The organism is Streptomyces sp. bgisy159 (assembly GCF_965341775.1).
GTDB lineage: Bacteria > Actinomycetota > Actinomycetes > Streptomycetales > Streptomycetaceae > Streptomyces.
The window spans coordinates 181,870-206,519 of the sequence record NZ_CBDQZH010000003.1; the positions used below are offsets into that span (position 1 = coordinate 181,870).

Annotated in this window: 20 protein-coding genes and 2 pseudogenes; 10 read left to right on the forward strand and 12 right to left on the reverse strand. The window is 70.0% G+C overall.

The genetic code is table 11. The features are described 5' to 3' along the window. Positions 1-45 precede the first annotated feature (45 nt). A complete protein-coding gene (locus ACSLTV_RS04750) occupies positions 46-1,956 on the forward strand; it encodes a DNA/RNA helicase domain-containing protein (RefSeq protein WP_432137726.1) in 1,911 nt (636 codons plus the stop codon). A 290-nt stretch (positions 1,957-2,246) separates the two neighbouring features. Continuing rightward, complete coding sequence (locus ACSLTV_RS04755; RefSeq protein ID WP_432155798.1) at positions 2,247-4,253, forward strand: DUF2075 domain-containing protein; 2,007 nt, start codon at positions 2,247-2,249, stop codon at positions 4,251-4,253. Between the two features lie 49 nt (positions 4,254-4,302). Here the strand turns inward: ACSLTV_RS04755 and ACSLTV_RS04760 are convergent, their stop codons facing one another. Further along, on the reverse strand, positions 4,303-4,431 hold the full coding sequence (locus ACSLTV_RS04760; RefSeq protein ID WP_432137727.1) for a DUF6408 family protein: 129 nt from the start codon (positions 4,429-4,431) through the stop codon (positions 4,303-4,305). 391 nt (positions 4,432-4,822) lie between these two features. Here ACSLTV_RS04760 and ACSLTV_RS04765 point away from each other — a divergent pair. Together ACSLTV_RS04765 and ACSLTV_RS04770 are read left to right on the forward strand one after the other, a co-directional pair. Then, positions 4,823-5,008, forward strand: a pseudogene (locus tag ACSLTV_RS04765) (NERD domain-containing protein); the annotation flags it as partial. Beyond that, a pseudogene (locus ACSLTV_RS04770) lies at positions 5,007-5,693 on the forward strand (hypothetical protein); the annotation flags it as partial. The pseudogenes ACSLTV_RS04765 and ACSLTV_RS04770, both read left to right, overlap by 2 nt. Positions 5,694-6,112: 419 nt before the next feature. Here the strand turns inward: ACSLTV_RS04770 and ACSLTV_RS04775 are convergent. Both ACSLTV_RS04775 and ACSLTV_RS04780 read right to left on the reverse strand, forming a co-directional pair. After that, the gene (locus ACSLTV_RS04775; protein WP_432137728.1) at positions 6,113-7,660 is read right to left on the reverse strand and encodes an FG-GAP-like repeat-containing protein; all 1,548 of its coding nucleotides are present in this window, start codon (positions 7,658-7,660) and stop codon (positions 6,113-6,115) included. A gap of 783 nt (positions 7,661-8,443) precedes the next feature. Next, positions 8,444-8,896: an ATP-binding protein gene (locus ACSLTV_RS04780; protein WP_432137729.1), complete on the reverse strand. Its 453-nt coding sequence runs from the start codon at positions 8,894-8,896 to the stop codon at positions 8,444-8,446. A 168-nt stretch (positions 8,897-9,064) separates the two neighbouring features. Here ACSLTV_RS04780 and ACSLTV_RS04785 point away from each other — a divergent pair, with 168 nt between their 5' ends. Then, positions 9,065-9,964: a helix-turn-helix domain-containing protein gene (locus ACSLTV_RS04785; RefSeq protein WP_432137730.1), complete on the forward strand. Its 900-nt coding sequence runs from the start codon at positions 9,065-9,067 to the stop codon at positions 9,962-9,964. After that, complete coding sequence (locus ACSLTV_RS04790) at positions 9,961-10,152, forward strand: DUF397 domain-containing protein (RefSeq protein ID WP_432137731.1); 192 nt, start codon at positions 9,961-9,963, stop codon at positions 10,150-10,152. The genes ACSLTV_RS04785 and ACSLTV_RS04790 overlap by 4 nt, the downstream gene beginning before the upstream one ends. Before the next feature lie 44 nt (positions 10,153-10,196). Here ACSLTV_RS04790 and ACSLTV_RS04795 read toward each other — a convergent pair whose 3' ends face one another. From ACSLTV_RS04795 to ACSLTV_RS04810, 4 genes are all read right to left on the reverse strand, one after another. Continuing rightward, a complete protein-coding gene (locus ACSLTV_RS04795; RefSeq protein WP_432155797.1) occupies positions 10,197-12,410 on the reverse strand; it encodes a competence protein CoiA family protein in 2,214 nt (737 codons plus the stop codon). 29 nt (positions 12,411-12,439) lie between these two features. After that, a complete protein-coding gene (locus tag ACSLTV_RS04800) occupies positions 12,440-13,552 on the reverse strand; it encodes a PASTA domain-containing protein (RefSeq protein ID WP_432137733.1) in 1,113 nt (370 codons plus the stop codon). Between the two features lie 402 nt (positions 13,553-13,954). Continuing rightward, a complete protein-coding gene (locus ACSLTV_RS04805; protein ID WP_435611677.1) occupies positions 13,955-15,214 on the reverse strand; it encodes an McrC family protein in 1,260 nt (419 codons plus the stop codon). Continuing rightward, positions 15,207-17,309, reverse strand: a complete 2,103-nt coding sequence (locus tag ACSLTV_RS04810) for an AAA family ATPase (protein WP_435611678.1) — start codon at positions 17,307-17,309, stop codon at positions 15,207-15,209. The genes ACSLTV_RS04805 and ACSLTV_RS04810 overlap by 8 nt, the downstream gene beginning before the upstream one ends. A gap of 111 nt (positions 17,310-17,420) precedes the next feature. On the opposite strand from ACSLTV_RS04810, the gene ACSLTV_RS04815 reads away from it, so the two are divergent. The 3 genes from ACSLTV_RS04815 to ACSLTV_RS04825 all read left to right on the forward strand — a co-directional run bounded on the left by ACSLTV_RS04815 (position 17,421) and on the right by ACSLTV_RS04825 (position 19,347). Then, positions 17,421-17,648, forward strand: coding sequence for a hypothetical protein (locus ACSLTV_RS04815; protein WP_432137735.1), 228 nt, complete (start codon positions 17,421-17,423; stop codon positions 17,646-17,648). A 60-nt stretch (positions 17,649-17,708) separates the two neighbouring features. Continuing rightward, complete coding sequence (locus ACSLTV_RS04820; protein WP_435611679.1) at positions 17,709-18,122, forward strand: hypothetical protein; 414 nt, start codon at positions 17,709-17,711, stop codon at positions 18,120-18,122. Between the two features lie 44 nt (positions 18,123-18,166). Further along, positions 18,167-19,347, forward strand: a protein-coding gene (locus tag ACSLTV_RS04825) for an IS3 family transposase (protein ID WP_435611680.1) whose coding sequence is annotated in 2 segments (ribosomal slippage) — positions 18,167-18,451 and positions 18,454-19,347 — 1,179 coding nt in all. Because the reading frame shifts where the segments join, the coding sequence is not laid out codon by codon here. 143 nt (positions 19,348-19,490) lie between these two features. Here ACSLTV_RS04825 and ACSLTV_RS04830 read toward each other — a convergent pair. The 4 genes from ACSLTV_RS04830 to ACSLTV_RS04845 all read right to left on the reverse strand — a co-directional run bounded on the left by ACSLTV_RS04830 (position 19,491) and on the right by ACSLTV_RS04845 (position 22,927). Next, entirely contained in the window at positions 19,491-20,204 is a 714-nt protein-coding gene (locus tag ACSLTV_RS04830) for a hypothetical protein (protein WP_432135732.1), read from the reverse strand. A 1,096-nt stretch (positions 20,205-21,300) separates the two neighbouring features. After that, a complete protein-coding gene (locus ACSLTV_RS04835; RefSeq protein ID WP_435611717.1) occupies positions 21,301-21,870 on the reverse strand; it encodes a TerD family protein in 570 nt (189 codons plus the stop codon). Positions 21,871-21,898: 28 nt separating this feature from the next. Continuing rightward, a complete protein-coding gene (locus ACSLTV_RS04840; RefSeq protein WP_435611681.1) occupies positions 21,899-22,300 on the reverse strand; it encodes a MazG-like family protein in 402 nt (133 codons plus the stop codon). 45 nt (positions 22,301-22,345) lie between these two features. Beyond that, on the reverse strand, positions 22,346-22,927 hold the full coding sequence (locus ACSLTV_RS04845; RefSeq protein ID WP_432135730.1) for a DoxX family protein: 582 nt from the start codon (positions 22,925-22,927) through the stop codon (positions 22,346-22,348). Between the two features lie 263 nt (positions 22,928-23,190). Between ACSLTV_RS04845 and ACSLTV_RS04850 the strand changes: the two genes are divergently transcribed. Then, positions 23,191-23,517 (forward strand): nuclear transport factor 2 family protein, encoded by a 327-nt coding sequence (locus tag ACSLTV_RS04850; RefSeq protein ID WP_432135729.1) that lies wholly within the window; start codon positions 23,191-23,193, stop codon positions 23,515-23,517. Positions 23,518-23,774: 257 nt separating this feature from the next. Here ACSLTV_RS04850 and ACSLTV_RS04855 read toward each other — a convergent pair whose 3' ends face one another. Continuing rightward, positions 23,775-24,545, reverse strand: a complete 771-nt coding sequence (locus ACSLTV_RS04855) for an SDR family oxidoreductase (RefSeq protein WP_432135728.1) — start codon at positions 24,543-24,545, stop codon at positions 23,775-23,777. Positions 24,546-24,650: the final 105 nt, after the last annotated feature.

The window sequence follows — 24,650 nt, forward strand, 5'->3', positions numbered from 1 at the left end:
TGCCCCCACCCGCACGAGTCTCTTCGTGCTGCCTGGGGGAAGTCCTTGCTGTTCCGCGCGTCCGCGAAAACGGTCGCCGTCATGGCACTCGACGGTTCGCTGTTCCTGCACCTCACCGATCAGTTCGTCCACATGCACGGCTACCGGCCCGGCACCTCTGAGGTGCGTTCCTGGGAGCGCAGCATCCCCGTTCTGGCCGCCGCGCTCAACGACGCCGGCCTGGGCGACGTCGAGGTCATGCTGGAGTACGCGCTCCCGCTGAACAGCAAGCGTGCCGATGTCGTCCTCGCCGGAGTGCACCCGGTCACGCAGGAGCCGTCCTACATGGTGGTGGAGCTGAAGCAGTGGAGCCAGGCGGTTCCGCACGAGGACGACCCCACCCTGTGCCATGTGGACCCCTACGCGCACCCCGTGCTCAACCCGATCGAGCAGGTGCGGCGCTACTGCGACTACCTGGTCAACTTCAACGGTGCGGTGGCGGAACACGGCGAGCGGGTCCACGGGGTGGCCTTCCTGCACAACGCTACCGAGTTCGGGGTGGCTGGGCTGCGGGAGATCGAGCGCGACGGCAGGGGACGGCTCTTCACGGGGGACCGTCGCGGTGCGCTCCTGGACCACCTGCGGTCGAAGCTGAGCGACGGGCACTCCGGTGCCCGCGCGGCCGACGAACTGCTCGCGGGCGCCACCGTACCGTCGAGGCAGCTGATGTCCGTGGCGGCCAAGGAAGTCAGGGAGCGGCAGCAGTTCGTCCTCCTCGACGAGCAGCAGGTCGCCTACCGCATGGTGCTCAACGCGGTGGAGAGGGCGAAGCGCTCCGACCACAAGGAAGTCGTCATCGTCACCGGTGGCCCCGGGACGGGTAAGAGCGTGATCGCGCTCCAGTTGCTCGGTGAGTTGTACCGGAGGGGTGTCGCCGCGGTCCACGCGACCGGTTCGCAGTCGTTCACCAAGACGATGCGCAAGGTGGCCGGCTCCCGGAAGCGGGAGGTCCAGGACCTCTTCAAGTACTTCAACAGTTTCATGACCGCGGAAAAGAACAGTCTGGGTGCTCTGATCTGCGACGAGGCGCACCGCATCCGGGAGACCTCCGCCAACCGCTACACCCGCGCGGCACTGCGCACCGGCCGGGCACAGATCGACGAACTCATCGATGTCGCCCACGTACCGGTCTTCTTCCTCGACGAGCACCAAGTGGTGCGTCCCGGTGAGATGGGCACCGTGGCCGAGATCCGTGAGGCCGTGTCGAGACGGGGCATCGACTGCCATGTCGTCCCCCTGGACAGCCAGTTCCGCTGCGGGGGCAGCGACGCCTACCTGCGCTGGGTGGTCCGGCTGCTCGGCCTCGAGCCCGGCGGGCCGGTCGTGTGGGAGCCCGACGACCGCATGCAGTTGCTGGTCGCCGACAGTCCTGAGGAACTGGAGGCGTTCCTCGACGCCCGCCGCGCCGAGAACTATGGCGCCCGGATGTCCGCGGGCTACTGCTGGCGGTGGTCTCCTGAGCCCAAGCCGGGCGAACCACTGCCTGCCGACGTCGTCATCGGGGGCTGGGCCCGGCCCTGGAACCTGCGGGGAGACCGGTCGGTCTCCGGTGCGCCCCCGTCCGCCCTGTGGGCAACGGACCCGGCGGGCTTCGGGCAGATCGGCTGCGTCTACACGGCCCAGGGGTTCGAGTACGACTGGTCCGGCGTCATCATCGGCCCCGACCTGGTCTGGCGGGGCGACCGCTGGGTCACCGACCGCACCGCGTCCCAGGATCCGGTCTTCAAGAAGTCCACACCGGACTCCGACGTGGACCGTCTCATCCGGAACACGTACAAGGTGCTGCTGACGCGGGGCATGGTCGGCACGATCGTGTACTCGACCGACCCGGAGACCCGGGAGAAGCTGCGGGAACTGGTGACCGGCCGCCCGGAGGCACGGCCCGCCACGATCGAGGAGCCCGTCGCGCGGCGGTGAGTGCGCGATATCCGGCCATGATGGTCGTGCTTCCAGCCGACCGGCGTGTCCGGTGCGTCCGCGGGGGCGATCGCTTTCCTAAGATCCCAGACGCCATTGCGGCCCGACGGGCTTCCCCAGGTGGACATGCCCCCCATCCGCACGAGTCACTCGTGCCCTGGGGGATCCACCTCGTGTCCATGCTCCTGCTGAAACTGCCAGCGCGGGATCTGCTCACCCTGAACTCCAGACGCCGTATGGTGCCCCACCTCGCGGCGAGGTGGAAGCACTTCCTCAGCACCGAAGCGTCGTTGACCGAACGTTCCGCCTGGGCGGAGAGCCTGGTACATCTTGCGGAGGACCTGGTCGCCGCCGACCGCGGGAACGTCGAGATGGTCGTGGAGTGCGCCGCCACCCTCGACGAGACGGACCGCGCCGGAGACCCGCGGCTGATCGACGTCGTCCTCGTTGGCCACCATCCCGAGGAAAGGGGACTGTCCGTCCAACTCGTCGAGCTGAAGCGGTGGTCGACGGTGACCCGGGTGGAGCGAGCCACCGCGGAGCTGGTGCACGTCCCCGGCATGGGGCAGAAGAAGCATCCCGCGCTGCAACTGCGCGAGTATTACGAGGCGTTCACGAGTCACAGAGGGCCCCTGCAGGGACTCGACTTCGAGTGCGGCGGTTTCGCCTATCTGCGCAACGCCACCGATGCCTCGGTGCTCCCGCTGGTCGGCGTGGACGCGCCGACCGGTTCCTACGCCCGTGTCTACACGAGCGACCGCCGTGCCCAACTGCTGTCGGACCTGCGGAGCAGTTTCGCCGCCGACGGCGCCGACTCGGCGGCCGAGATCCTGCTGCGGAGCATGGGCCTGCGCAACACTCCACTGCTCGACGCCATGATCCGCTCCCATGGCGAGGACACGGTCTTCACCCTGCGCGGCCGGCAGAAGAAGGTCGCCGACCAGATCCTGGACACCGCCTCCAAGGTGTTGCCCGACCCCCGGCGACCCGCTCTGATTCCCGATGAGCGGCGCGTGGTGTTCCTGGTCACCGGAGGCGCCGGTACCGGCAAGAGCGCCATCGGACTCCAGGTCAAGGCCGAACTGGAGGCGGAAGGCCGCACCGTCAAGTACGCGAGCGGCAGCCGGGCGTTCAACGGGGCACTGCAGGAGCACGTCGGCTACGGCGACCGGGAGTTCAAGGAGACCTTCACCTACTTCAGCAACTTCGTCACTCCACCCAACCCGCTTCTGGACGTGCTGATCTGCGACGAGGCCCACCGCCTGCGGGACCGCTCCACCAACCGCTTCTGGAAACCCGAGGACTGGGGCACCAAACCCCAGGTGGACGAACTCCTCGACGCCTCCCGGCTGACGGTGTTCTTCCTCGACGAGGCTCAGTCCGTGCGCCCGCAGGAGGTCGGCACCGTCGCACTCGTCGAGGACGCGGCGCGACGCTACGACGCCCACCTCCTCCGCTATCGCCTGAGCGAGCAGTTCCGCTGCGGCGGCAGCGACGCCTACATCCGGTGGGTACGCGGCGCGCTGGGGGTGTCCGACGCGGAGCCCGAGCCGTGGACCCCGGACGGCCTGATGCACGTCGAGGTCGTGGACAGTCCGGAGGAACTGGAGCGGATCATCCGCTCCGAGGCGGAGGCGGGAGCCTCCGCGCGGATGGTCGCCGGATACTGCTGGCCCTGGACGAAACCACTGGGCAAGGAGAAGCGGCTCGAACCCGACGTCCGGATAGGCGAGTGGCACCGGCCGTGGAACGCGGACAGCGAGTCCTTCTGCGAGAACAAGACCGTCCCGCCGTCCAAGATCTGGTCCGTGCACGAGAACGGCCTCGGCCAGATCGGCTGTGTGTACACCGCGCAGGGCCTGGAGTGGGACTGGTGCGGCGTGATCATGGGTGAGGACATGGTGCGCCGGGGCGACCTTTGGGTGTTCCGCCGGGGCAAGGAGAGGGCGGACAAGGAGGCGGGCGTCAAGCGGGTGGCTGTTCCCGGCTCCTTCGACCCCAAGGTGAAACCGAAGAGCGTGGACGATGACGAGTTCGCCCGCCTCGTCCGGCACGCGTACCACGTGCTGATGACCAGGGCGAGCCGGGCGACCGTGCTCTACTCCACGGACGAGGAGACCCGGGACTACCTGAAGGGGCTCGTCGGCGACGTCCAGCTCCACGGTCTGCGACCCACCTGGGAGAACCTGCCGGAGCAGGCGCGACAGCCGCATCTGCCGCGTCCCGGCCGAGGCCGGCGCCGCCGCAGGAAGCGTCAGCGGAAGAACACGCCGCCGGGGGAGATGCGTCTCTTCTGAAGGTGTGCCGAAGGGGGAGTGGCGGGCTCCCGGGCCCGCCGACCGCCGGTCAGAAGACCAGGCGCGCTGCCACGGCAAGAAGCGTCACCAGAAGATTGGTGATCACGCCCACCGTGACGTCGGCCAGAATCTGACGAATCCGGTCACGACGTGCGATCTTGTAGTCAACGAGGTTCATCGGTTTCCACTCCTGAGCGTGAGCTGGGAATGGCAGGGATCGCCCTACCGGGCATCCGCAGTCACACCGCGTGGCACACGCGGTGGAGACCATCCGTCGCTCATCGCCGAGGACCGGCACCTGGAACACCGCCGACGTACCTCCGGGAAGGTGCGCAGCGGGTGACACGCTAGTGCACGGGCCGGTTGGCACAGATCGTTTTCGGACGCCGTAGTGCCTCCGCCCACACGCCGGACGCGTGCGCACCGGACGGGCCGGCGTCGATCGCCGTCACATCGCAGTCCTTCACTGTCTCTCCTCATGACGCGCCCAGCCACCAGGATCTGGGCCAGGGGCCTGGCCATGACGGGGAGCGGTCGCCCCCGCGGGACACGAGGAGCGGGGAAGAGGCATGCGGGAAGGCCGGTGGGTCACGGTCACCGAGTCCGACCACGAACGCCGCGGCCTGGAGGCGGTCCGGGCCAAGCTCCCGGATTCCGATCCCTGGCGTGCCTGGTCGAACTTCACCTTCACCGCGAACACCGGCCACGTCCGCGAGGTCGACCTGCTGGTCGTCGCCCCCGGCGGCGTCTGCATCGGAACTGCTGGAGCAGCTTCAGCAGGACAAGCTCGACGACGAGCACAGCGAACTGGACGGCTGCCGCGGTGCCATCGACAAAGCCAGGTCCATTCTGCTCGACCAGGGCAAACTCGGTCTTTCGCTGGGCCTCGACTCGGCGGTGCATGCCATCGACACGGCGCTGAGCAGAGCCGAACGCCGCCTTGCCCGGTGGCAGAGCGCGCTCGACGGCCTGCCCGAGGGTGAGGCCGTCGAACTCGGCACGCTGACCAAGTCGTTCCCCGGCATCGACGAGCAGGGCGGCACGTTCCGCACTCACCTCGAACTCGCCTCGCTGGCCGTCGCGCTGAAGCGGCGGGTGGTCGTCCTCCAGGCCGTCGAGCACACCCAGAGCGACCCCGCCAACCCGTTCGAGAGCTTCACCGGTGCCCTCAAGCGCGATCAGCGGCAGCTCGAAGAGATCGAGTCGGGCATCGCCGGGGTCCTGGTGCGCCTGTCGGCCCTGGAGCTGGCCCGCCCGAACGGTCTGCGGCCCGTCTTCACCCCTGGTGAAGTCGATCGCCTCATGAGCGCGGCACACCGGATTCACCGGCTGGGCGACGGCGTCACGCTCAACGGCCGCACGACCGACGTGGCGATCGACATCGCCCGCGACAAGGACGGCTCGGTGGTCGTGTTCCCCGCACTGGCCGCCGCGGCGTGAGCGCGCTCGCACCGCCGACGGCCCGGCCGTGACGCCGGGGAACTGCTCCGGCGCGTGCACGCAGTACCCGGACGGACAGTCCGTGCGGGTGGAGCAGGGGCGGCCCCTCCGGGTTCATCGGCTTGCCGTGCCGGATCCGGTCGCAGGCCACCGGCAGTACGGCTCAGGGCTGTGGCGAGGCCGAGAAGGCCAAGACCGCCGACGGTCGTTGACCGTCCGCGGCCTCGCCACCGCCGTTGAGCTGTCGTCTGCAACCGCCAGCCAAAGGGTGAGCCCACGGCCGCCGCCAGTCCCTGCGCCCCATGCCTTTCGTCCAGTCCGGGCAGCCGGACTCAACGGCAGGCCCGGTCGGTGTCGCGGGCAGGAGCCCGGGCCGTGCAGGCAGGCCCCAGGCAGCGACTCCCTGATCTTCGGCGACCTCAGAAGATGCGGTAGGGGCCCCAGCCGGTGCCGGCCTGGTAGCGGGTGCCGAGGGTCTCCATGCCGGGCTTTCCGGTGCCGGGGTAGACCCACAGGGTGCCGTCCGACGCCTGACGGGACAGCACATCGGTGAGGCCGTCACCGTTGAAGTCGCCGGTGCGGACGGCGTTCTGGGTCTGCCAGTACCTGCCTACCTGGTAGCGGGTGCCGAGGGTCTCCATGCCGGGCTTTCCGGTGCCGGGGTAGACCCACAGCGTGCCGTCGGACGCCTGACGGGACAGCACGTCAGGCCGCCCGTCGTTGTTGAGGTCGCCGGTGGTGATGATGTTCTGGGACTGCCAGTACCTGCCTACCTGGTAGCGGGTGCCGAGGGCCTCCATGCCGGGCTTTCCGGTGCCGGGGTAGACCCACAGCGTGCCGTCGGACGCCTGACGGGTCAGCACATCGGTGAGCCCGTCGTTGTTGAAGTCCGCGGCGCGGGTGACGTCCTGGGTCTGCCAGTACCTGCCGACCTGGTAGCGGGTGGCGAAGGCTTCCATGCCGGGCTTTCCGGTGCCGGGGTAGACCCACAGCGTGCCGTCGGACGCCTGACGGGACAGGAGGTCGCCGATGCCGTCGTTGTTGAGGTCTCCGACGGTGACGGCGTCCTGGCTCTGCCAGCTGGTGCCGGCCTGGAAGCGGGTGCCGAAGGTGCTGCCGGTCGCGTTTCCGGTGCCGGGGTAGATCCACAGAACGCCGTCGTCCTTGACGGCCGCGAGGTCGGCCTTGCCGTCACCGGTGAGGTCGTCCGGGTCGCGGGAGAGGGCGTGATCGACCCAGTCGCCGATGTCGTCAACCCGGGTGTCGACGGCACCGGTACGGGTTTCGGCAGGATCAGTGCCGAGACATCCGCCCTGCCAGGAACGGGAGTTGACGGCGACGAGTTCCGTTGCGCCGTCGACGGTGCGCAGGGCGGGACCGCCGGCGTCGCCCTTGCAGACGGTCGCGGTGTCGGACCCGTCGAGGTTCACCGACGTGTCCGCGGTGGAGGCGACGGTGAACGTCCCGGAGTGGAGCTTGTCGGGTACCCATTCGGTCCTGGTACGGCCGAAGCCCGCCTTCACCAGCTCCTCACCCGCGGCGGCGGGCGTGGTTGCCAGCCGGACCGGCGTGATGCCGGGATCGGTGATCCTGGCGGCGAGTTTGACGAGCACCAGGTCCCGGTCGGCGTGGGGGACGAGCCGGATCGCCGGCAGGACGCTGCCGCTGGTCTGGGTCAGGTCGGTACGGCCGACGGTGACGGTGGTGGTCACGGCAGGCCGGCCCGCGGGTGGTTTGCCGTCCGCGGCGAAGCAGGTGGCCGCGGTCAGGACCCACTGCGGGTCGATGAGGGTGCCGGTGCAGGCGCTCTGTTCACCGACGGTGATCTTCGCAACGTAGTTCAGCTGCGCCGGGGCGTCGGGTCCGTCGAGCGCGGCGGCGGGGGCGGTGGCGGAGCTCAGTATGACGGGGGCCGCGATCAGGGCAGCGGCCGACGCGGCGAGCCGGGGGCGTCTGGAGAGGTGCATGAATGTGGCTTCCTATTCATGAGATCCGCGCGTCCTGTGGGCACAGGACCGTGCAGCGGTGAGCGGGTCGGCGTCTGCCTGCGGCTACTTGGAGGACCTGATCCCGACGAGCAGGTGATCGCGGCCCTCCGCGTCCGCGGTTTCACCTACCGGCGTTCAGGAGTTCCGATCCGGGCCGGGGCGTCGGCCGCGGTCCGCGCCCGGCGCGCCCAGTGCACGCAGCGCGAGCCGCTTGTGCTGCGGCCTCACGGACTTTCTGCTGTATTCCTTCACTGCATCCCCCTGTTCATCGCTGACAGCCAGAAAATCCATCACCGGGCCCGAATCAGGGTGCACAGGAATGCGATATCGACATCGCTCCGCCGGGCATGCCTCAACCCCCGCGGAAAGCAGTCCCATACCTCTCGAAGCGAGAGGCCCCCGTCTCGGCAATCGTCATCCGCTTCGCCATACCACCATGAAACGAGTCCCAGGTCGAACACAGAAAGTCAGGCATACGGCGACATTCCCCATGAGGGGTTGGTGATCTCTGTCACACCTTGCAAAGGTTGCACGGAAGGCTGTGGAGGAGATGTAAATCCCACCTGAGGGGATGTCAGGGTCGCCACCTGCAAAGCGCCTTCGAGCCATGGTCAAGACTTGTGGCACCCGATGGCGAGGGGTGGCCGAGGTCAGGACCGCGCGGTCCGGGCCGTTCCAGGAGCTCGACGACAGGCCGGCCCCGCTTGGTCGGCGTCTGTTGCCGGAACTCGGCGTCGGCCTTTCCGGGCGAAGCCGTGTGGGTCACGCCTCGGTCGGCGTCGCCAGAAGCACCGCGCGGACGGTCTTGCCGCTGGGCGGGTAGGGGACGCAGTCCCAGTGGTCCGCGAGCGCGGCGACCAGCGCCAGGCCACGACCGCCGGTCCGGAGGGTGCCGGGTTCGTCGGCGCCCGTCCTGATCTGCGGGTAGAGGTCGCCGCGGGCGTCGGCGACCTCCATGCGAAGGCGACCGGCCGACGGGGTGAAGGCCAGGGTGAGCCGGAAGCAGCGGCCCGGACAGCGGCCGTGGAGGACGGCGTTGGCGGCCAGTTCCGCGACGACGGCCTCGGCACGCTCGGTGAGGCCGTGCGACGCGCCCCAGGACCGCAGCTCGGCGATGCCCAGCAGGCGGGCGAGGCGGGCGCCGCGCCGGGTGGACGACAGCAGTTGCGTGAAGGTGCGCGTGGGAGCCATGAGTTGGGGAGCGGGTTGGTTCATGGCACCAGCGTGGCGGCCGGAGACGGGTGGGAACGAGTCCGGCACCCCGTGCGCGGAGTGAGCGTACGGGCACAATCGGTGGACAGTGCGCCGAGTATTCCGTCACGCTGGGTGGTGAGCGCGGGAGCCGTGAGGAGGCGTCGCGGTCCGGTACGGAGAGGGCGGCGGATGGACATCATCGACGGGGACGCGGCCGAGGGCGAGCGCGGAGCCGGTGCTGCCGGCGTACGGTCGGCTCCGGCGGGGGACTGGGAGCGGGAGCCGCACCCCTCCGACAGCCTGCGCACGTTCGGGGCGGTCGTCCAGGCACTGCGCGAGCACGCCGGGCTCAGCCGCGCGGAGCTGGGCGCCCGCGTGCGGTACTCGAAGCACACCGTCGAGTCGATCGAGCTGGGCCGCCGGATGCCGGACCAGGCGTTCGTGGAGCAGGCGGAGGAGGCGCTCGGCAACACCGGTGCGCTACGGAAGGCCGCGCGCCATCTGACCAGGGGTGAGGCGGGACTGGCGGCGTGGTTCCGGCGGTGGGCGCGGCTGGAGCGGGAGGCGGTGAGCCTGTGTTCGTACGAGTGCCGGCTGGTGCCGGGGCTGTTGCAGTCGGAGGGGTATGCGCGGGCGGTGTTCGACAACAGCATTCCGCTGCTGACGGACGAGCAGACGGAGGCGCAACTCGTCGCGCGTATGCAGCGGCAGGCGATGATGCGGGAGCGGGTGACGGTGCCGTTCAGCTTTATCGTGGAGGAGTCTGTTTTCCGACGCAGGCTCGGCGGTGATCAGGTGCATGCAGGCATGCTGGACCATGTGCTTGATCTCACCGCGCCGCGCAACGTGACGTTTCAAGTGGTGCCACTGGAGTCGGAGTTTCACGGCTGCCTGGACGGTCCTGTACGGATCTTGGAGACCCCGGAGGGGCAGCGGCTCGGCTACTCCGAGGGTCAGCAGAACGGTCGGCTGATCTCCGGCCCGAAAGAGATGAGCCTCCTCTGCCAGCGCTATGACAAACTGCGCTCACAGGCCCTGAACCCCAAGGAGTCCAGGTGTCTGTTGGAGCGACTCCGAGGAGAGCTATGAGCAGCGGAACTAAGGGACTCGCCTGGTTCAAGTCCAGCTACAGCGGTACACAGGGCGACGACTGCGTGGAGGTCGCGATCGCCGAACACGTCGTCCACGTGCGGGACTCCAAGGACCTGACGCGTCCTGACCTCATGGTCGGGCCTGAGGAGTGGTCGCGGTTCGTGGGGTTCGTGACGCACGCCTGAAGCGGCGCGCGTGATGGCCCTCCCGACAGCGGTTCGGTCAGGCTTCACCGTAGTTCTGAGTGACGGCGCAGTGCCATGCGCCAGTGCATGAACAGGGCCTCGGGTGAGGGAGCGATCCGGTCCAGGTTGAAGAGGACCTGCTGGTAGAGCGGATGCGGCCGGTCGCCTCCGTGCGCGGTGACCAGCGCGGCCAGCAGGGGCCTGTCGTCCGGTGTCTCGCGGTCTACCTCGACCAGTACGGCGATCTTGTCGTCCGGGTTGAGAGCCGCGAGCGGAGCCCCGATCCGCAGAGCCAGATCGCCCCATGTCGTGGTGCGTCCCTCGCGCGCGGCCTGCCGCAGTGCCACGCGGACGGCGACGGCATGGCCGCGTATCTGCGACAGCGTGAGGCGCTCGGCCATTCGTTCCAGGTGCCGCTGCCAGCGGGCAATGTCGCGGCGTTCCTCCGCCGCAAGATCGTCTCCGACCTCTTCGGCGAGTTCCTCGGCATTCCGGAGAGCACGGCGCAACTGGTCCGGATGGAAGTCGTCTCCGTCGCGGTTCATTACGTCAATGAGCGCTGCCAGGCGCTCCCAGGTCTTGAGCAACTCGCTGGCGCGCTGGTCCACCAGCCAGTCAGTGTGGATGCGCAGGGCCTCGTGGGTGTCCGTCGACAGCGCTGCCCGTTCCGCCAGGCTCAGGACCTGTTCGCAGGTATCGAGGTCCCTGGCCTGTCGTGCCTCGTCAGCCAGGTCAAGCAGAGCGTCGAGGGCGGCGCGGCGTTCGGCAGCGGAATCGGTTCGTTTCACGCTGACACGGCCCAGTGGCCCGCGGCGGTCTTCCTGACGGGGAAGGAAAGACGGGTTCGCCGGGCTACTGCTGTAGGCCTCGTGGACGCGGCCACGCTCGCGGTTCCAGATGTCGAGCAACTCGGCGTCGGAGAAGCTCTTCGTCCAGCCGAGTCCGTGCAGTATCTCTCTGAAGAACGGGGCTGGACCGCCGTCTCGCCCCGTGATGAGGGCTGACAGAACGGGCTTACCCGGTGTCCGGGGCTGTTCGACCCGGAGGAGGAGCTCCCGCCACCGGTCCACGGAGAGTGTGTGGCCGTGGAGGGACGCTCCCTTGCCCAGGGTCGCCGTCGTGACGACGTTCTTGCTCCGCGCGGTGTTCTCCAACGTCTTGCGGAAGGAGGCGACAACAGCGGCGTCAGGGGGAAGTGGCCGTTCCTCGGGCGAGGGACTGTACGTGTCGGGGGAGAGCTCGGCGCTGTCCGTGGGCCGGTCGGCAGCGTCGGTCCGGATGCGCTGTAGTGCACCGGCCTCGATCAGCCATGTGCCCACACCATCGAGGGAGAGAGTGGCGCCCACGGGCAGGTACGCCTGGTGAACGTCGGGCGAATCCGCTTGGGCGGGGAGCGACAGGCGGGCGTTGACGCGTACGGAGACATCGAACCATCGGTGGGTGTCGGTGGCGTGAGACAGCACGGCGTCGGTGATGAGGACGGAGGCCGGGGCGAGACGCAGGCCGGGCGGGCCAGGAGCGGGTTCCGCGGGGGCCGCATGGCGTGGAACGATGCCGCTCGGTGTGCGCAGGAGACTCGGGGTGACGATACCTTCGGGGGTCAGCGTGCACTCCGAGAGCGAGGACCACTCCACGGGTCTGTCCGGGAACTGGGTGCCGATCTCCACCGTTCGCATCGTCCCGAGAGACCGGCACTGCACACGAAGGGCGTACCCCTGCCGTTCGACTTGCCAGTTGGCCAGGAGGCTGTCCGGTCCGAAGAACCAGTCGAGTTGCGAGTGCCGGACTCGAAGCTTCGCGTCGGCCTCCTCCCACTCCCGCTTCGACCGCCGGGCAAGCTGGACGCGTATGAACCGGCGTCCAGCCTCGTACGACACGTCTACGACATCACGGACCTGGTGCCCCCTGGGCTTGTAGACGGGCTGCACCGCCCGCTGCCCCTGCTGCTTCAGCCAGTCGGCGACGGCCCGCCCGATGTAGAGGTGATCGGCGCTGTCCTCACCGATCTCCGTGCGGCGGCAGTGCACGGGGGGCCGGTGCGCGAAGTGGCACTTCTTGTCCGTGTACCGCTTCGGGGACAGTTTCTTGCCGCAGCCGCCGAGCAGGATGCCGCAGTAGAAGTCGTCGCGCGTGCGACCCCGCATGAACCGGTCGAAGTCGTCATGGTCGTACGGCAGGAACACCGGCCAGTCCGACTCGGCCCGGCCGATGACTGCGGTCTGGACCTTGCGCGTGTCTTCTTCCTCTGCGTACGGCACGGGGGCTCCTGATGGGGTGGGGCAACAGGTCAAGCGCTGCGCCAGCGGTTACGGCCGTCGGATCCGGGGCCGCAGACCATGGGGGTTCCGGCTTCGGTGACGCCGGTCGCTCCGCGCGGGGAGCAGAACGAGCCGGGGTGGACAGTGCCGACGTCGCTCCCACCGTCGGTGGAACCTCCGCTGGAACTGTCGGAGGAGACCGAGGAGTCACCGTCGGCCGAACCGCTGCCTCCGGTGCTGCTGTCGTCGTTGTCGTAGTCCGGGGCGTTGGCCGGAATCTTGTAGGTCGTGTCCTTTGCCGACGGGCAGCGCTGGACGAGGTCTGCTTCGGTCCACTGGCCCATGTCGAGGCGGACCGTGGTGGCGGAGTCGACCTCGGTTCCTTCGTCCGGGGACTGGAAGCATACCCGCCACTCGTCGCCGTCCTCTGCGGCTTCCTCGGCGGTCGGAGTGCCGATGTCGAGGTAGACGTCGTCGAGCGCGACGCGGTCGAGGTCGATGCCGGCCTGCTTCAGATCCCTGACGGCTGTGTCGTAAGTGGCGCCGACGACGTCGGGCATCTTCGGCCACGGGAGCGGGCCGCCGTCCTTCTCGGGGCAGGGCTCGTTGCTCTTGACAGCCGCGAAGTCAATCGTCTTCGCGGCTGTGTCGGCCTTCTGGAAGCACACCGTCCATCCGGAGCGCATGATGATCGTGCGGTCTTCGTCGGCCGCCGCGTCGTGGTGGCCTGTGCTGTAGCCGGCGGAGCGCGCCTGCTTCTCGGCCTCGTCCAGCGGCTGTCCGACGTAGTCGGCGGCCTTGGCGGGTTCGGCCACGGCCGGGGATGCAGAGACGGCTTCGGCGCTTGCCCTGCCCGCGTCCGCTGTCTTGACGTCGGCCTTGCCTGTCCCGTCGTCGTCGAGTTGACCCCCCAGGCCCGCGCCGATCGTCAGGAGAACCAAGGCGCCGAACGTCGCGCCGAGCCTGACGAACCAGCGCCACGGTGGCAGCACCCACACGGCCACCACGGCGGCGATCATCACGAGGAAGCCCAGGGCGAAGCTGAACGCGCCGAGCAGGGCGACCAGCGCGAGGACGCCGAGTACAGCCGTGGTGGTCTTCCACCAAGGGCGGGGCGGGGCTGGGGTGTTGTACGGGTTCATGTGGCGCTTAGCTCCTCAAGTGACAGCCTAGGCACGGTGGGCTCTCACAGGACCTCGAACTTGCCGGGACCCGGCTGACAGGCGGAGCGCCCGGGGCCGTGGCCCGGGGGCGGGGTGAGAGTGGAGCGGTGGGTGCCGGATTCGCCCTCGCGCACCTGGTCGGCGAGGGACCCGGGGAACGGCCAGTCGCCGGGTCCAGATCCCGCCAGGCTCTGAGCGCCGCGCCGAGGAACTCAGCGTGTTCCCTGCGCCCCCAGGGCCCGTGCCTTCCACCGCCACCGATGCCCTGAGGGATCCGGGCGGTCCGGGCGGTGGCGCCGGGGGCACCGGCCTCCGCCAGGAAGGGGCCCGCGCCCCACGGCCGGCCCCGTGGCCGACGACCTCCGCCTCGGCGAGCGTTGATCACGAGTCCGCCCAGGGCAGCACCGACCCGATCCACGCGGCCGCCTCCTCCGGGGCCGCGCGGCTGTCGACGCCGAGGACGTGAACGCTTCCGAGCGAGGCCTGGGGCCCGCTGATCCGGAGGACCCGGTGGGAAGGGCCGCTCGGGCTCGGGTGGACGATCACCGAGCGGGGAGCGGTGCCGGGGGTGTAGCCGGCGCTGTAGGTGAGGAGCTGGTGGACGTCGCCGGCGCCGACGCCGTAGCGGTCGTAGCGCTTGTACTTGGCGTCCACCGGCAGCAGCGTGCGCGCGGACGCGTCGTCGGGCCGGGGGAGGCTGAGCAGCACGTCCGGCCGGAAGGCCGAGGAGCTGCCGAGGTCGCCCCGGACGGTGATGCCCGTCGCGCCGCCGCTCGGTACGCGGTGACCGCCCCGTGGTGCGGCGGCCTCGGCGACCAGGCGCCGGACGACGCCTTCCCACAGAGCGGGCATGGCCAGCAGCAGGCCGTCCGCCGCGGTGCCCCGGTCGGTGAGGAGGTCGGTCACGCCGCCGCCCCGCAGCAGCAGCCGGGCCCAGGTGTGTGCCGCGCGGTAGCGGGCGTTCAGGCGGGTGTAGCGGGTACGGTCCAGGGCGCGCAGGGCGGCGTCGGGGGTCGCGGCCCGCGGGAACGCCTCGGCGGTGGAGCGCAGGTCGCGGACGAGGCCGGGGTGTGTGGCCAGGGCACCGGCCGCCCGCAGCGCTGTCCCCAGCACCCGGTTGTCCCAGATGTCCGCCTCCCGGTCGAAGGTACGGACGTGCAGCCGGTCGAGTTGCCCGTAGCGCCGCGCCACCTGGGCGCCGACGTCCAGGCGTCCCCGAAGCACCGGTTCCAGGCTCCGGCGGCGTACGTAGTCCCGGCGCAGTCCCTCCCGTACCAGTCGCTCGCACTGTTCCAGCAGGGCCGCGGCCACCAGGTCGGCGTAGCCGTCCGGGCCGGTGGACCAGCGCCGGGCCGTCGCCGGAAGCGGGTCCGAGGCGCCGAGGGCGTAGGAGAGCCAGCTCATCAGTTGTTCGCCGGGGATGGCGAACTTGGGCTCGATGACCAGGCGGACGCGGTCCAGCACCAGGATGCCGACGGTCGCGTCGGCCTTGAGCCGCCAGCCGGTCGGGCCCTGGTCCAGGCCGAGGCAGCCGCGTGCCTGCAGGGCGCGCAGCCGCTCGACGTCCCGGGGCGTGAGCCGGTCGGCGGCCAGCAGCGTGGAGCCGTACTCGGCGAGCCGGACCTCGGCGCGGTCAGGCATCGGTGTCGGGGGCGCCGCTGGTGAACTCGGTCGCGAGCGCGGCAGCAAGGTCCTGCGGCGACATCAGTGCCGGGCGTCCGGTGTCCGCGTCGACGAGGCCGCCGAGGATGCGGTGCAGCAGGTCGGCGCGGCCGAGGCAGTAGTCCTCCAGGAGGGGGATCACCTCGTGGTGGAAGGCGGCCGCCAGGTCGTCCTCGGTGGCGATCGGCTCACCGTCGCGCAGCAGGTAGGCGTGCCCTATCTGGTGGTCGGCGTCGAGGTGGCGGGCGATGCGGGTGTTGAGGGACTCGAAGAACTGCGCCAGGTCCAGGGGGCCCACCGTGCCGGCCACGGCGTCCGGGTCGGGGCCGACCGGCAGGAAGGCGAAGCGGCGGCGTACGGCGGCGTCCAGGTGGCTGATGCTGCGGTCCGCCGTGTTCATGGTGCCGATGATCCGCACGTTCGGCGGTACGGAGAAGGTGCGCCTGCTGACGGACAGGGCGACGGGGAGGCCGCGCTTGTCGAGTTCGAGCAGCGTGACCAGCTCGCCGAAGATGCGCGGCAGTTCACCGCGGTTGATCTCGTCGACGATCAGCAGGAACGTGTCGTCCGGGTGAGCGGCGGCCCGTGCGCACAGGGCGTGGAACACCCCGTCGGTGAGTGCCAGGGTCAGGCCGGGGCCGGTGGCGCTCAGATCCGGCTTGAAGCCCTCCACGAAGTCCTCGTACCCGTAGGACGGGTGGAAGGTCACCAGCTGGACGCGGCTGTCCCCGAGCATCTCGGCCTGGGCCGCCGCCCGCCGGTCCGGCGCCGCGGTGAGAGCCTCCGCACGGCCGGCCAGGGCGAGGGCGGCACCCAGCGCGAGCCGGGTCTTGCCCGTGCCGGGCGGCCCGTGCAGGATCACCTGCCCCTTGCGCTCCAACGCCTCCAGCACACTCGTGACGTCCTCGGGCAGAGCGACCGGACCACGAGCGTACGGCTCCGCGGACGCCGTGCCCGGATCGGCCGGCCCCTCGGTGATCCGGGAGAGGAACGACGGCTGGACCTTGGCGAACGTGGACCGCCAGCCGTGCTGGGGGCTCGGCAGTCTCCGCGCGTGGGAGACGTCCCAGGACACCGGGACGACGTGCCGGTACTCGGCGTGGTCCGCCTCGAAGCGGTAACTCCCGCTGACGGTACCGGTGGCGAGGACCTCGTCCGTCCCGCGGTTGGCGACGATCCGGTCCCCCGCCTCCAGGTCCCGGAACGCCAGCAGCCGCCGGGCGAGCGTCAGGCTGCCCCCGCTGCTGCGCGGCCAGTGGGCGTCGAGGGCCTGCTTCAGTTCGCTGTCGCTCTGGTACTGGCCGAGGTCCCCGATCTCGTCCCACCCGACGCGGATCACCCCGGCATCCCGGCACTCCTCCCAGAGTCGGCCGCGCTCACCGGGGGCGATCTTCCAGATCGTGCGCTGCTGCGGACGCGGGTTGAACGTCTCGTACAGGAAGCGCATGACCTCCTGCCCGCTCCAGCCCTCGAACTCCGGCCGTGCGCGCACGAGTTCCAGCAGCCGGCGGTTGGTGTGCCAGGCCGGTGCGTCGCTCTGCGCGGTCCCGCCCAGCAGGGCGACGAACTTGCGCAGGTGCTCCGCGGCGTAGATCGGCAGGAAATGCTCGGGGAAGTACGTGGCCAGGGACTTGGTCACCAGCGTCGGACCGAACCGCAGCACCTCCAGGTCGTCCACGGCGTCGACGTCTCCCGCGGCCATGGCCTCGAAGGCGCGCGTGAACTGCCCGCGCAGCACCTCCCACGCCTCCTGCGGTTCCATGCCGCGCAGCGGGGCGGCCACCCGCCACTCACCGGAGTTGTGGTGGTACATGATGTGCTTCGCCGCGCTGCCGCCCTTGATGCTGCCGAGGTTCGGAGTGCCGAACTCCATCAGCCGGCAGTACGTCGGCCCGTCCCCGGCGGAGGCGGCCTGGCCCAGGGCGTAGCGCGACAGCGGCAGCGTCGCCCACTCGTCGAGAGGGAACTGCGAGAGCACCTGCTTGCGTTCGTGCTCGGCGGCCGCGTCGGCCTCCGCCGCACTGCTCCGGTCGAAATCCGCCGCCGCCGCCCGCAGGCCCAACTGGTCCGTCATGGCGGTCATGATGCCGGATCCACCGCCCTGGTAGCGCTGTTGTCGGGAAGGGCCGGGTGCTGCCCCGCCGCCTGTGACATCCTGGGACGGCTGCACAGGAGGGGAGGGTGAGTGACCGAGGCACCGCTCACGCACAAGCAGGCGCTCGCCGCGGTGATCCGGGTTCTGGGAGGCACCTGGGACACGGACCGTGCCGTACTGGCTCTGCGCGTTGCCGGGTATGAGCCCACGAGCGACGAAGCAGCCGGCAAGGAGGCCCGCCGAAACCTGCGGGAGCTGGCCGATGAGGGTCTTATCGCGAGACCGGACCCCGGTCAGGCGGTGTACCGGCCGGTGTAGTCGTCCACAGGGAGCCCGCTGCCGCACTGGGGCGTCAGCCCTCGGGCTATGGTGCTCGTCATGCCGTCCACGCACCTGCTGATCATCGGAGACCGCGCCGCGCTGAGCTGGGTGCTGGCCGAGCAGCGCATGGCTTTCCCGGCGGGTCGTTCCAGGGCGGCCCGCGGACTGGAGGAGGGGGACGAGATCTTCCTGTACTCCACCCGGGGCTGCTTCGGCAACCCGACGCGTGACCTGGGACGTGTCATCGGCCGGGCCACGGTGGCCAGTTCCGTGCGGGTCCTGGAGGAGCCGGTCGTCTTCGGAGAGCGCTCCTTCACGGAGGGGTGCCGCCTGACCGTGTCCGGCCTCAGCCGGTTCCGTGAGGGGCTGGTACTGCGCGAACTGGTGCCCAGGCTGTCGGTGTTCCCCGACCTCGCCACGTGGAGTGTCCGCCTGCGTCGGGCGTCACGGGACTGCTGCACGAACAGGTGACACCTGACCTGGCTTGCTGAGAGGCGGCCTGGAAGGATGTTGCAGTGCCCAAGCCGTATCCGAAGGAGTTCCGCGAGGACGTCGTGCGGGTCGCGCGCAACCGCGAGCCCGGCGTCACGCTGGAACAGATCGCCGCCGACTTCGGCGTCCACCCGATCGCTCTGTCGAAGTGGCTGCGCCGCGCCGACACCGACGAGGGCGCCAGGCCCGCCACGGCATCGGGTGAGTCGGCCGAGCTGCGTGAGGCCCGCAAGCGCATCCGGCTGCTGGAGCAGGAGAACGAGGTCCTCAGGAGGGCTGCGGCGTATCTGTCGCAGGCGAACCTGCCGGCAAAATGATGTACCCGCTCGTCCGCGAGCTGGCCGCCGCCGATGCCCCTCACAGGGTGCCGGTGGCGGTGACGTGCCGGGTGCTCGGGCTGGCCCGCCAGCCCTACTACCGGTGGCTGGACAGGCCGGTCACCGACGCCGAGATGGCCGAGGCATACCGGGCCAACGCGCTGTTCGACGCGCACCGCGACGATCCCGAGTTCGGCCACCGCTTCCTCCTCGACGAGGCCCGGGCGGCCGGTGAGGCGATGGCCGAGCGGACCGCCTGGCGGATCTGCCGGGACAACGGCTGGTGGAGCGCCTTCGGCAAGCGACGGGGCCGCGGGAAGAATGCCAAGGCCGGGCCGCCTGTCCACGATGACCGGGTGCGGCGGGACTTCACCACAGCCGGGCCGAACCGGCTGTGGCTCACGGACATCACCGAGCACGCGACCGGCGAGGGCAAGCTGTATCTTTGCGCGGTCAAGGACCTGTACTCCGGCCGCATCGTGGGCTATTCCATCGACGCGCGGATGAAGTCCAGCCTCGCGGTGAGAGCCCTTGAATCCGCCGTCGCCCGTCGCGGCCAGGTCGCCGGATGCATTGTTCATTCCGATCGCGGATCGCAGTTCCGCTCACGGAAGTTCGTGTCCGTTCTCGCACGTCACGGCCTGGTCGGCTCCATGGGCCGGGTCGGTGCGGCCGGCGACAATGCGGCCATGGAGAGTTTCTTCGCGCTACTGCAGAAGAACGTCCTCGATCGCCGTGCCTGGGTCACCCGCCAGGAGTTGCGGATCGCAATCGTGACCTGGATCGAGCGCACCTACCACCGACGCCGGCGTCAGAGACGCCTGGCCCGATTGACCCCCGTCGAGTACGAGACCATCATGACCCCAGCCGCAGCTCTGGCTGCATAAACCCCGCTGTCACCCGATCATGCAGCAGTCCCGTCAGGTACTCGTAGCCGGAGACCGCGACTTTGAACTTCAGCTTCCGTGCACGCACAGTGCGGTACTGATCGTCCTCACCGGAGCAGCCGCCGCGTCGCGGGCGGCTCGGGTCACCAGGTCCGCTCGGCCACCGCCGCGCCGCTGTTCGCCGTCTGTTCCGTGGACCCCCGCTTGGCCTCGCGTCGCCCCGGCGAGAGTAAAACGATGCAGGTGAGAGCTGCCAGGGGGGGAAGTCCTGCAGTGACGAAGCCGGCCGGTGTCCTGGGGGCGCCGATCAGACACAGCACCACGGTGAGACCTGTGAAGGTCAGCAGGACGCACCACCCTGACGTTCTTCGGGCGGGGAGGCCGCGACAGGAAATCGCCAGAACTGCCGTCAGCCAGGGGCCGAAGACAAGGAAGGGCCACCAAAGCGCCAAGTCGTGCGCGGCCGGGGTGGCCAGGCGCCGGAGCGGCTCGTAGCTGAGCAGGCCGCTGAGCGTGCTGACCACGGCGAAAACAGCCATGGATACCAAGCGGTTGAGGGTTGACGTGAAAACCTTCCACCAGCGGGCACCGGCAGCCCGCTTACGCGCATGGCGTCGTGCCATCGGGCCGCGCTGCGGTGCGTGGGCCGATGTCTCTTCAGGCGCTCCTGAAGCTGCCTGCCCCAGGAGGAGATTAAGTTCCTGATCGAGGGTGTCTCCGGAGAATCCTGAGACAACGGAACGTGGTACCGGCGTCGCCCAGGGCGTGTCGCTCTGCTGCCAGGGGAAATCACTCGCGGCTGTATAGGGTCCTTCCATTTTCCAATGTGGTTCAAAAGCCTGGCCGTACTCGTTCATCCGACGATTCCCTCCCAGCGCGCATCGATATCCGTTTTGATCTGCTGCAGCCTGGAGAAAAGATCGTCGAGAGGGTTGTCCGGCCACGGCTTCATGATCGAAGTGGCCGGACTCCGAAAGGTGCGGGGGCTGAGGGTGCCGATAATGTGATGGTTTCCGAGTGAGCGATGCAGTGAATATCCACTTGGTTTAGTCACGCCGATACAACGACAGCAGGGTCCACCTGGAGTAAGCCCGAACGGGTGAATTGTTATGCGCCTTATCCGAAGGTGATCCTTTCTCACCCCCGGCCTGAGCCTGTCAGGGCGGGGACGGCGTCCTGCGTGGTGTTCTTCGTTCTCCACGTGCCGCCGACCGATCACAGGCCCCGATCCGTACCAGCGTCCACCCCCGGTCTTCCCGGCCGTGCGCGGCCGATCGAACCTGTTTCCGCTGCGGCTTACGGCCGTGATGCAGTAGCTCCCCGTCACTTCAGTAGCCCAACGAACTTGGCGCGCGGAGTGTCTCTCGGCGTGAGTCCTTCGTTCCTAGAGCATGGATCTCCGTCTGATGCCTCCGGCTGACACCGCCGCTACGTCCGAGAGTTGGGGGGCGTTGGTCGGGACCGCGCACTGGGACGGCAAGGATGTGACAGTGCCCGGCCCGGGAAGCGAGCCGACGGCGGCAGAGCCGCTGCCACCGTTGCCCTGCCGACGGAGCGCTGCGCCTCGCCACGCCGCCCCGCGTCCCTCCGCGGACCTGCATCTCACACCGCTGTATGCGGCGCTGGTCCGCGAATGGGAGGCGCGAGGCGCGGTATCGCCCGGTGCTGTGGACCCAGACTGGCGTTTCGCCTCGTGGTCGGTGATGGACGCCGAGGTGCGCAGGATTTTGCGTAGCCTGCGCCTGCAGCGAGTTGCAGAGGAGGAGCGACGCTGAATCCATTGATCGCGAGCCTTGTTGCCGCTGACCGGGCTTGATCACGCCCTCGGGGGGACTGGATCACTCGGGAAGGTACGCCCTTCGCGTCCCGTCCCGAAAACCGATCCACAAGTCCCTGACAGCCGTACGGATCCTCTTGGGATCCGGTTGGTCACGCTCGCCCGGGCAGCCGCCGTCAGACCTGCCGAACCCGCCCCATCTCCGCCACGAACACCACCGGATCGCTGTCGTACCCGCGCAGCATCTCCCGCATCAGCCACCGGCCCGACCCGTCCCGTACGAACTCGGCCACCGTCGCCGCCGTCGCGTCGGCGACGTCGGTCAGGGCGTCGGAGAGGAGTTCGCGGTGGCCCGCGACGACGATGACGCCCTTACCGGTGACGTCGCCGAACGTCAGGGGGCCGTCGTCCTGGTGGATGGCGATGCCGACGACGACGCGGGCGTAGGCGGGGGAGAGGCGGTCGAACTCGAAGGTCATCGCCTCGACGTAGCCGAGGCCCTGGCCGGTGCGGCTGTGGCGGGTCATGTTGATGGTGCCGTCGGGGGAGCGGCTGTCGTAGTGGACGACGTACGCCGGTCGTCCGTACGGCGTGTCGGCCGGGTAGGTGGCCGCGACGATGTCGAGGTGGTGCGGCGGGCGGCCCGGGGGGCTGGGGTCCCAGCGCAGTTTGACCTCGACCTTTCCCAGACCCGCCTCACCGCTGTCGTTCATAGGCCGATTGTGTCCCCTTGACGGCGTGTTGATGCCGGTCGCCGTCGAGGTTTGGGCAGCTCTATACCCGGCTCTGTGCCTGGCCCGGCTGCTCGGCCGCGCTCTCCCCTCCGGCGGTCAGGGACCGGGCCGCCACCTCGGACAGGTGGCGGGTGAGCACCTCCCGGGGCTCGGGGGTCAGGGTGCGCAGGGCCACCAGCGCCGTGACGACGACGTCGCACAGCTCGGCCCGTACGTCGTCCCAGCTGTGGCTGACGCCCTTGCGCGGGTTCTGGCCGACGGCGCCGATCACCGCCTCGGCCACCTCGCCGACCTCCTCCGACAGTTTCAGCATCCGCAGCAGCAGCCCCTCCCGGCCGGCGACCGACTCGTCGCGCTCCAGCCATGCGTGCAGGGCGTCGATGGTGGGCCAGAGGCCGGCCGGGAGGTTGGTGGGGAGCGGGGTGGTGTCGTGGTCAGCCATGGGCCGCAGCTTGCCACGCAGGTGTGACACCGCCGGCCGGTGCCGTTACGCCTCCGGCCCGCTCCGCATCGCGTCCCGCTCGTCGAGGTCGAACAGTGCCTCCTGTTCGCCCTCCCGCTGCCGCCGCAGGCGCCGGGTGCGCAGGCCCACGACCACGGCGGTGGCGGCGGCCGTGGTCGCGAGGGCGGCCGGGACCATCCAGCCGCGGTTGACCGTGTGGCCGAGGGCCGCGTCGAGGGAGAGGCGGCCGGGGCCGGCCACGGCGAGGCCCGCGGCGGTCAGGCCGAGGGAGGCCGCGTACTCGTAGCCGCCGCCCTGGTTGAAGAAGCCGTTGGGGGCGTGCACGGCGGTGGCGCCGGCCATCGCGCCGGCCGCCGCGGCGCCCGCCGCGGGCGTGGCCAGGCCGAGTGCCAGCAGCGTGCCGCCGCCGGCCTCCGCGAGGCCCGCCATGGTCGCGCTGGTCCGGCCCGGCCGGTAGCCGACGGACTCCATGAACTGGCCGGTGCCCGCCAGCCCGTGCCCGCCGAACCAGCCGAACAGTTTCTGCGCGCCGTGCGCGGCCAGCACCCCGCCGGTTCCCAGCCGGAGCAGCAGCAGGCCCAGGTCACTTCGCTCGTACGAGGTCACGGTCAGGTCACTCCCTGTGCGGACGTGGGCGGAACATGGGCGGGACGTGCGCGGTGCGTGCCCGATGCGTGCGCCGTGCGTGCACCGCATGTGGTGCGCGGTACCTCCGGTACGGACGGCCGCGGCGCCGCGGCCGTGGCCGGCCGGTGGCCGAACCCATGCGTTCCCACCGTCGCACCCGCGACACCCGTCCGGCCCGCCCGGGACGCCGTTCGGGTGGCGCTCCGGGTGCGGTGGGCGGAGCGCGGTGTGAGGCTGCGGGCATGACGATTCAGCCAGCCAAGCTCAGGGATCCGGCCGTCCGGGCCTTCGTCACCGCCGTGAACTCCCGGGACCGGGAGGCCTTCCTCGACTGCCTCACCCCCGACGCGACCATGGCGGACGACGGATCGGACCGGGATCTCGCCGACTGGGTGGACCGGGAGATCTTCACCTCCCACGGTCATCTGGAGGTCGACAACGAGTCCCGCGGCGGCCGGGACATCGTCGCCCGCTACCGGAACGACACCTGGGGCGAGATGCGCACCCGCTGGCACTTCGAGGTCGGCGACGACGGACGCATCTCCCGGTTCGAGACCGGGCAGGCATGACCCGAGACCCCGTGCTCGCGGGGTGTGGCGGCCGCCCCGGCGCCGGTGCGCACCTCGCGGTCCCGTGCGAGGCCCACCCCCACCCGGCGCCCCGGGCGGCCACCCCCTCCCCCCTCGGAGTGGCTCCCGGAACCCTCGTGCAGCAAGTGTGAAGGTTCCGTGGAGACGAGTCGAGCATAGGTCTCCTAGTGGGCGCAATACTGCGGATGGCCAAACTCCGGTTGTGTAGGTCGCGCAGTTGACGGCCCGTGGGCGGCTCAACCCCTCCCGATGTACGGCATCGTCGTCGCCAGGACGGTCGCGAACTGCACGTTCGCGTCCAGCGGCAGCTCCGCCATGTGCCGTACGGTGCGTGCCACGTCGGCGACGTCCATCACCGGTTCCGGCGCGATCTCGCCGCTCGCCTGCAGCGCGCCGGTCTCCATCCGCGCCGTCATCTCGGTCGCCGCGTTGCCGATGTCGATCTGCCCGACGGCGATGCGGTACGGCCGCCCGTCCAGTGACAGCGACTTCGTCAGCCCGGTGAGGGCGTGCTTGGTCGCCGTGTAGGCCACCGAGTGCGGCCGCGGCGAGTGCGCGGAGACCGAGCCGTTGTTGATGATCCGGCCGCCCTGCGGGTGCTGCTCCTTCATCTGCCGGTACGCCGCCTGCGCGCACAGGAACGCCCCGTTGAGGTTGGTGTCCACCACGTGCCGCCACGCCTCGTACGGCAGCTCCTCGACCGGCGTCCCGCCCGGCCCGAACGTGCCCGCGTTGTTGAACAGCAGGTCCAGCCGCCCGTACCGCTCCCGCACCGCCGTGAACAGCGCGGCCACGTCGTCCGGCCGCGACACGTCCGTGCGTACGGCGAGGTGGTTCGCGCCGGGCACCCGCGCGGCCGTGTCCTCCAGGGCCTCGGGGCGTCGGCCGGCCAGGGCCACCGCCCATCCGGCGCGCAGCAGTTCCACGGCCACCGCGCGGCCGATGCCGGAACCGGCGCCCGTCACCAGCGCGATGGGGGTCTCGTCGGCAGTTTCCTTGGCATTCATGGTGTCGCAGCGTAGGTGACGGTCCGCTATCCGGAACTGATCCGTCCGCCATACGACTGTCGTGCACGCGCCAGAGCGACGTCGTCCCGGTGTCGCCCCGGTGTC

Excerpts from the sequence above, each read along its gene's own strand:
- ACSLTV_RS04760 (WP_432137727.1), bottom strand. The coding sequence starts at position 4,431 with ATGAACCTCGTTGACTACAAGATCGCACGTCGTGACCGGATTCGTCAG.
- ACSLTV_RS04775 (WP_432137728.1), bottom strand. The coding sequence starts at position 7,660 with ATGCACCTCTCCAGACGCCCCCGGCTCGCCGCGTCGGCCGCTGCCCTG.
- ACSLTV_RS04780 (WP_432137729.1), bottom strand. The coding sequence starts at position 8,896 with ATGAACCAACCCGCTCCCCAACTCATGGCTCCCACGCGCACCTTCACG.
- ACSLTV_RS04785 (WP_432137730.1), top strand. The coding sequence starts at position 9,065 with ATGGACATCATCGACGGGGACGCGGCCGAGGGCGAGCGCGGAGCCGGT.
- ACSLTV_RS04790 (WP_432137731.1), top strand. The coding sequence starts at position 9,961 with ATGAGCAGCGGAACTAAGGGACTCGCCTGGTTCAAGTCCAGCTACAGC.
- ACSLTV_RS04800 (WP_432137733.1), bottom strand. The coding sequence starts at position 13,552 with ATGAACCCGTACAACACCCCAGCCCCGCCCCGCCCTTGGTGGAAGACC.
- ACSLTV_RS04805 (WP_435611677.1), bottom strand. The coding sequence starts at position 15,214 with ATGCCTGACCGCGCCGAGGTCCGGCTCGCCGAGTACGGCTCCACGCTG.
- ACSLTV_RS04810 (WP_435611678.1), bottom strand. The coding sequence starts at position 17,309 with ATGACGGACCAGTTGGGCCTGCGGGCGGCGGCGGCGGATTTCGACCGG.
- ACSLTV_RS04820 (WP_435611679.1), top strand. The coding sequence starts at position 17,709 with ATGCCGTCCACGCACCTGCTGATCATCGGAGACCGCGCCGCGCTGAGC.
- ACSLTV_RS04830 (WP_432135732.1), bottom strand. The coding sequence starts at position 20,204 with ATGAACGAGTACGGCCAGGCTTTTGAACCACATTGGAAAATGGAAGGA.
- ACSLTV_RS04840 (WP_435611681.1), bottom strand. The coding sequence starts at position 22,300 with ATGGCTGACCACGACACCACCCCGCTCCCCACCAACCTCCCGGCCGGC.
- ACSLTV_RS04850 (WP_432135729.1), top strand. The coding sequence starts at position 23,191 with ATGACGATTCAGCCAGCCAAGCTCAGGGATCCGGCCGTCCGGGCCTTC.
- ACSLTV_RS04855 (WP_432135728.1), bottom strand. The coding sequence starts at position 24,545 with ATGAATGCCAAGGAAACTGCCGACGAGACCCCCATCGCGCTGGTGACG.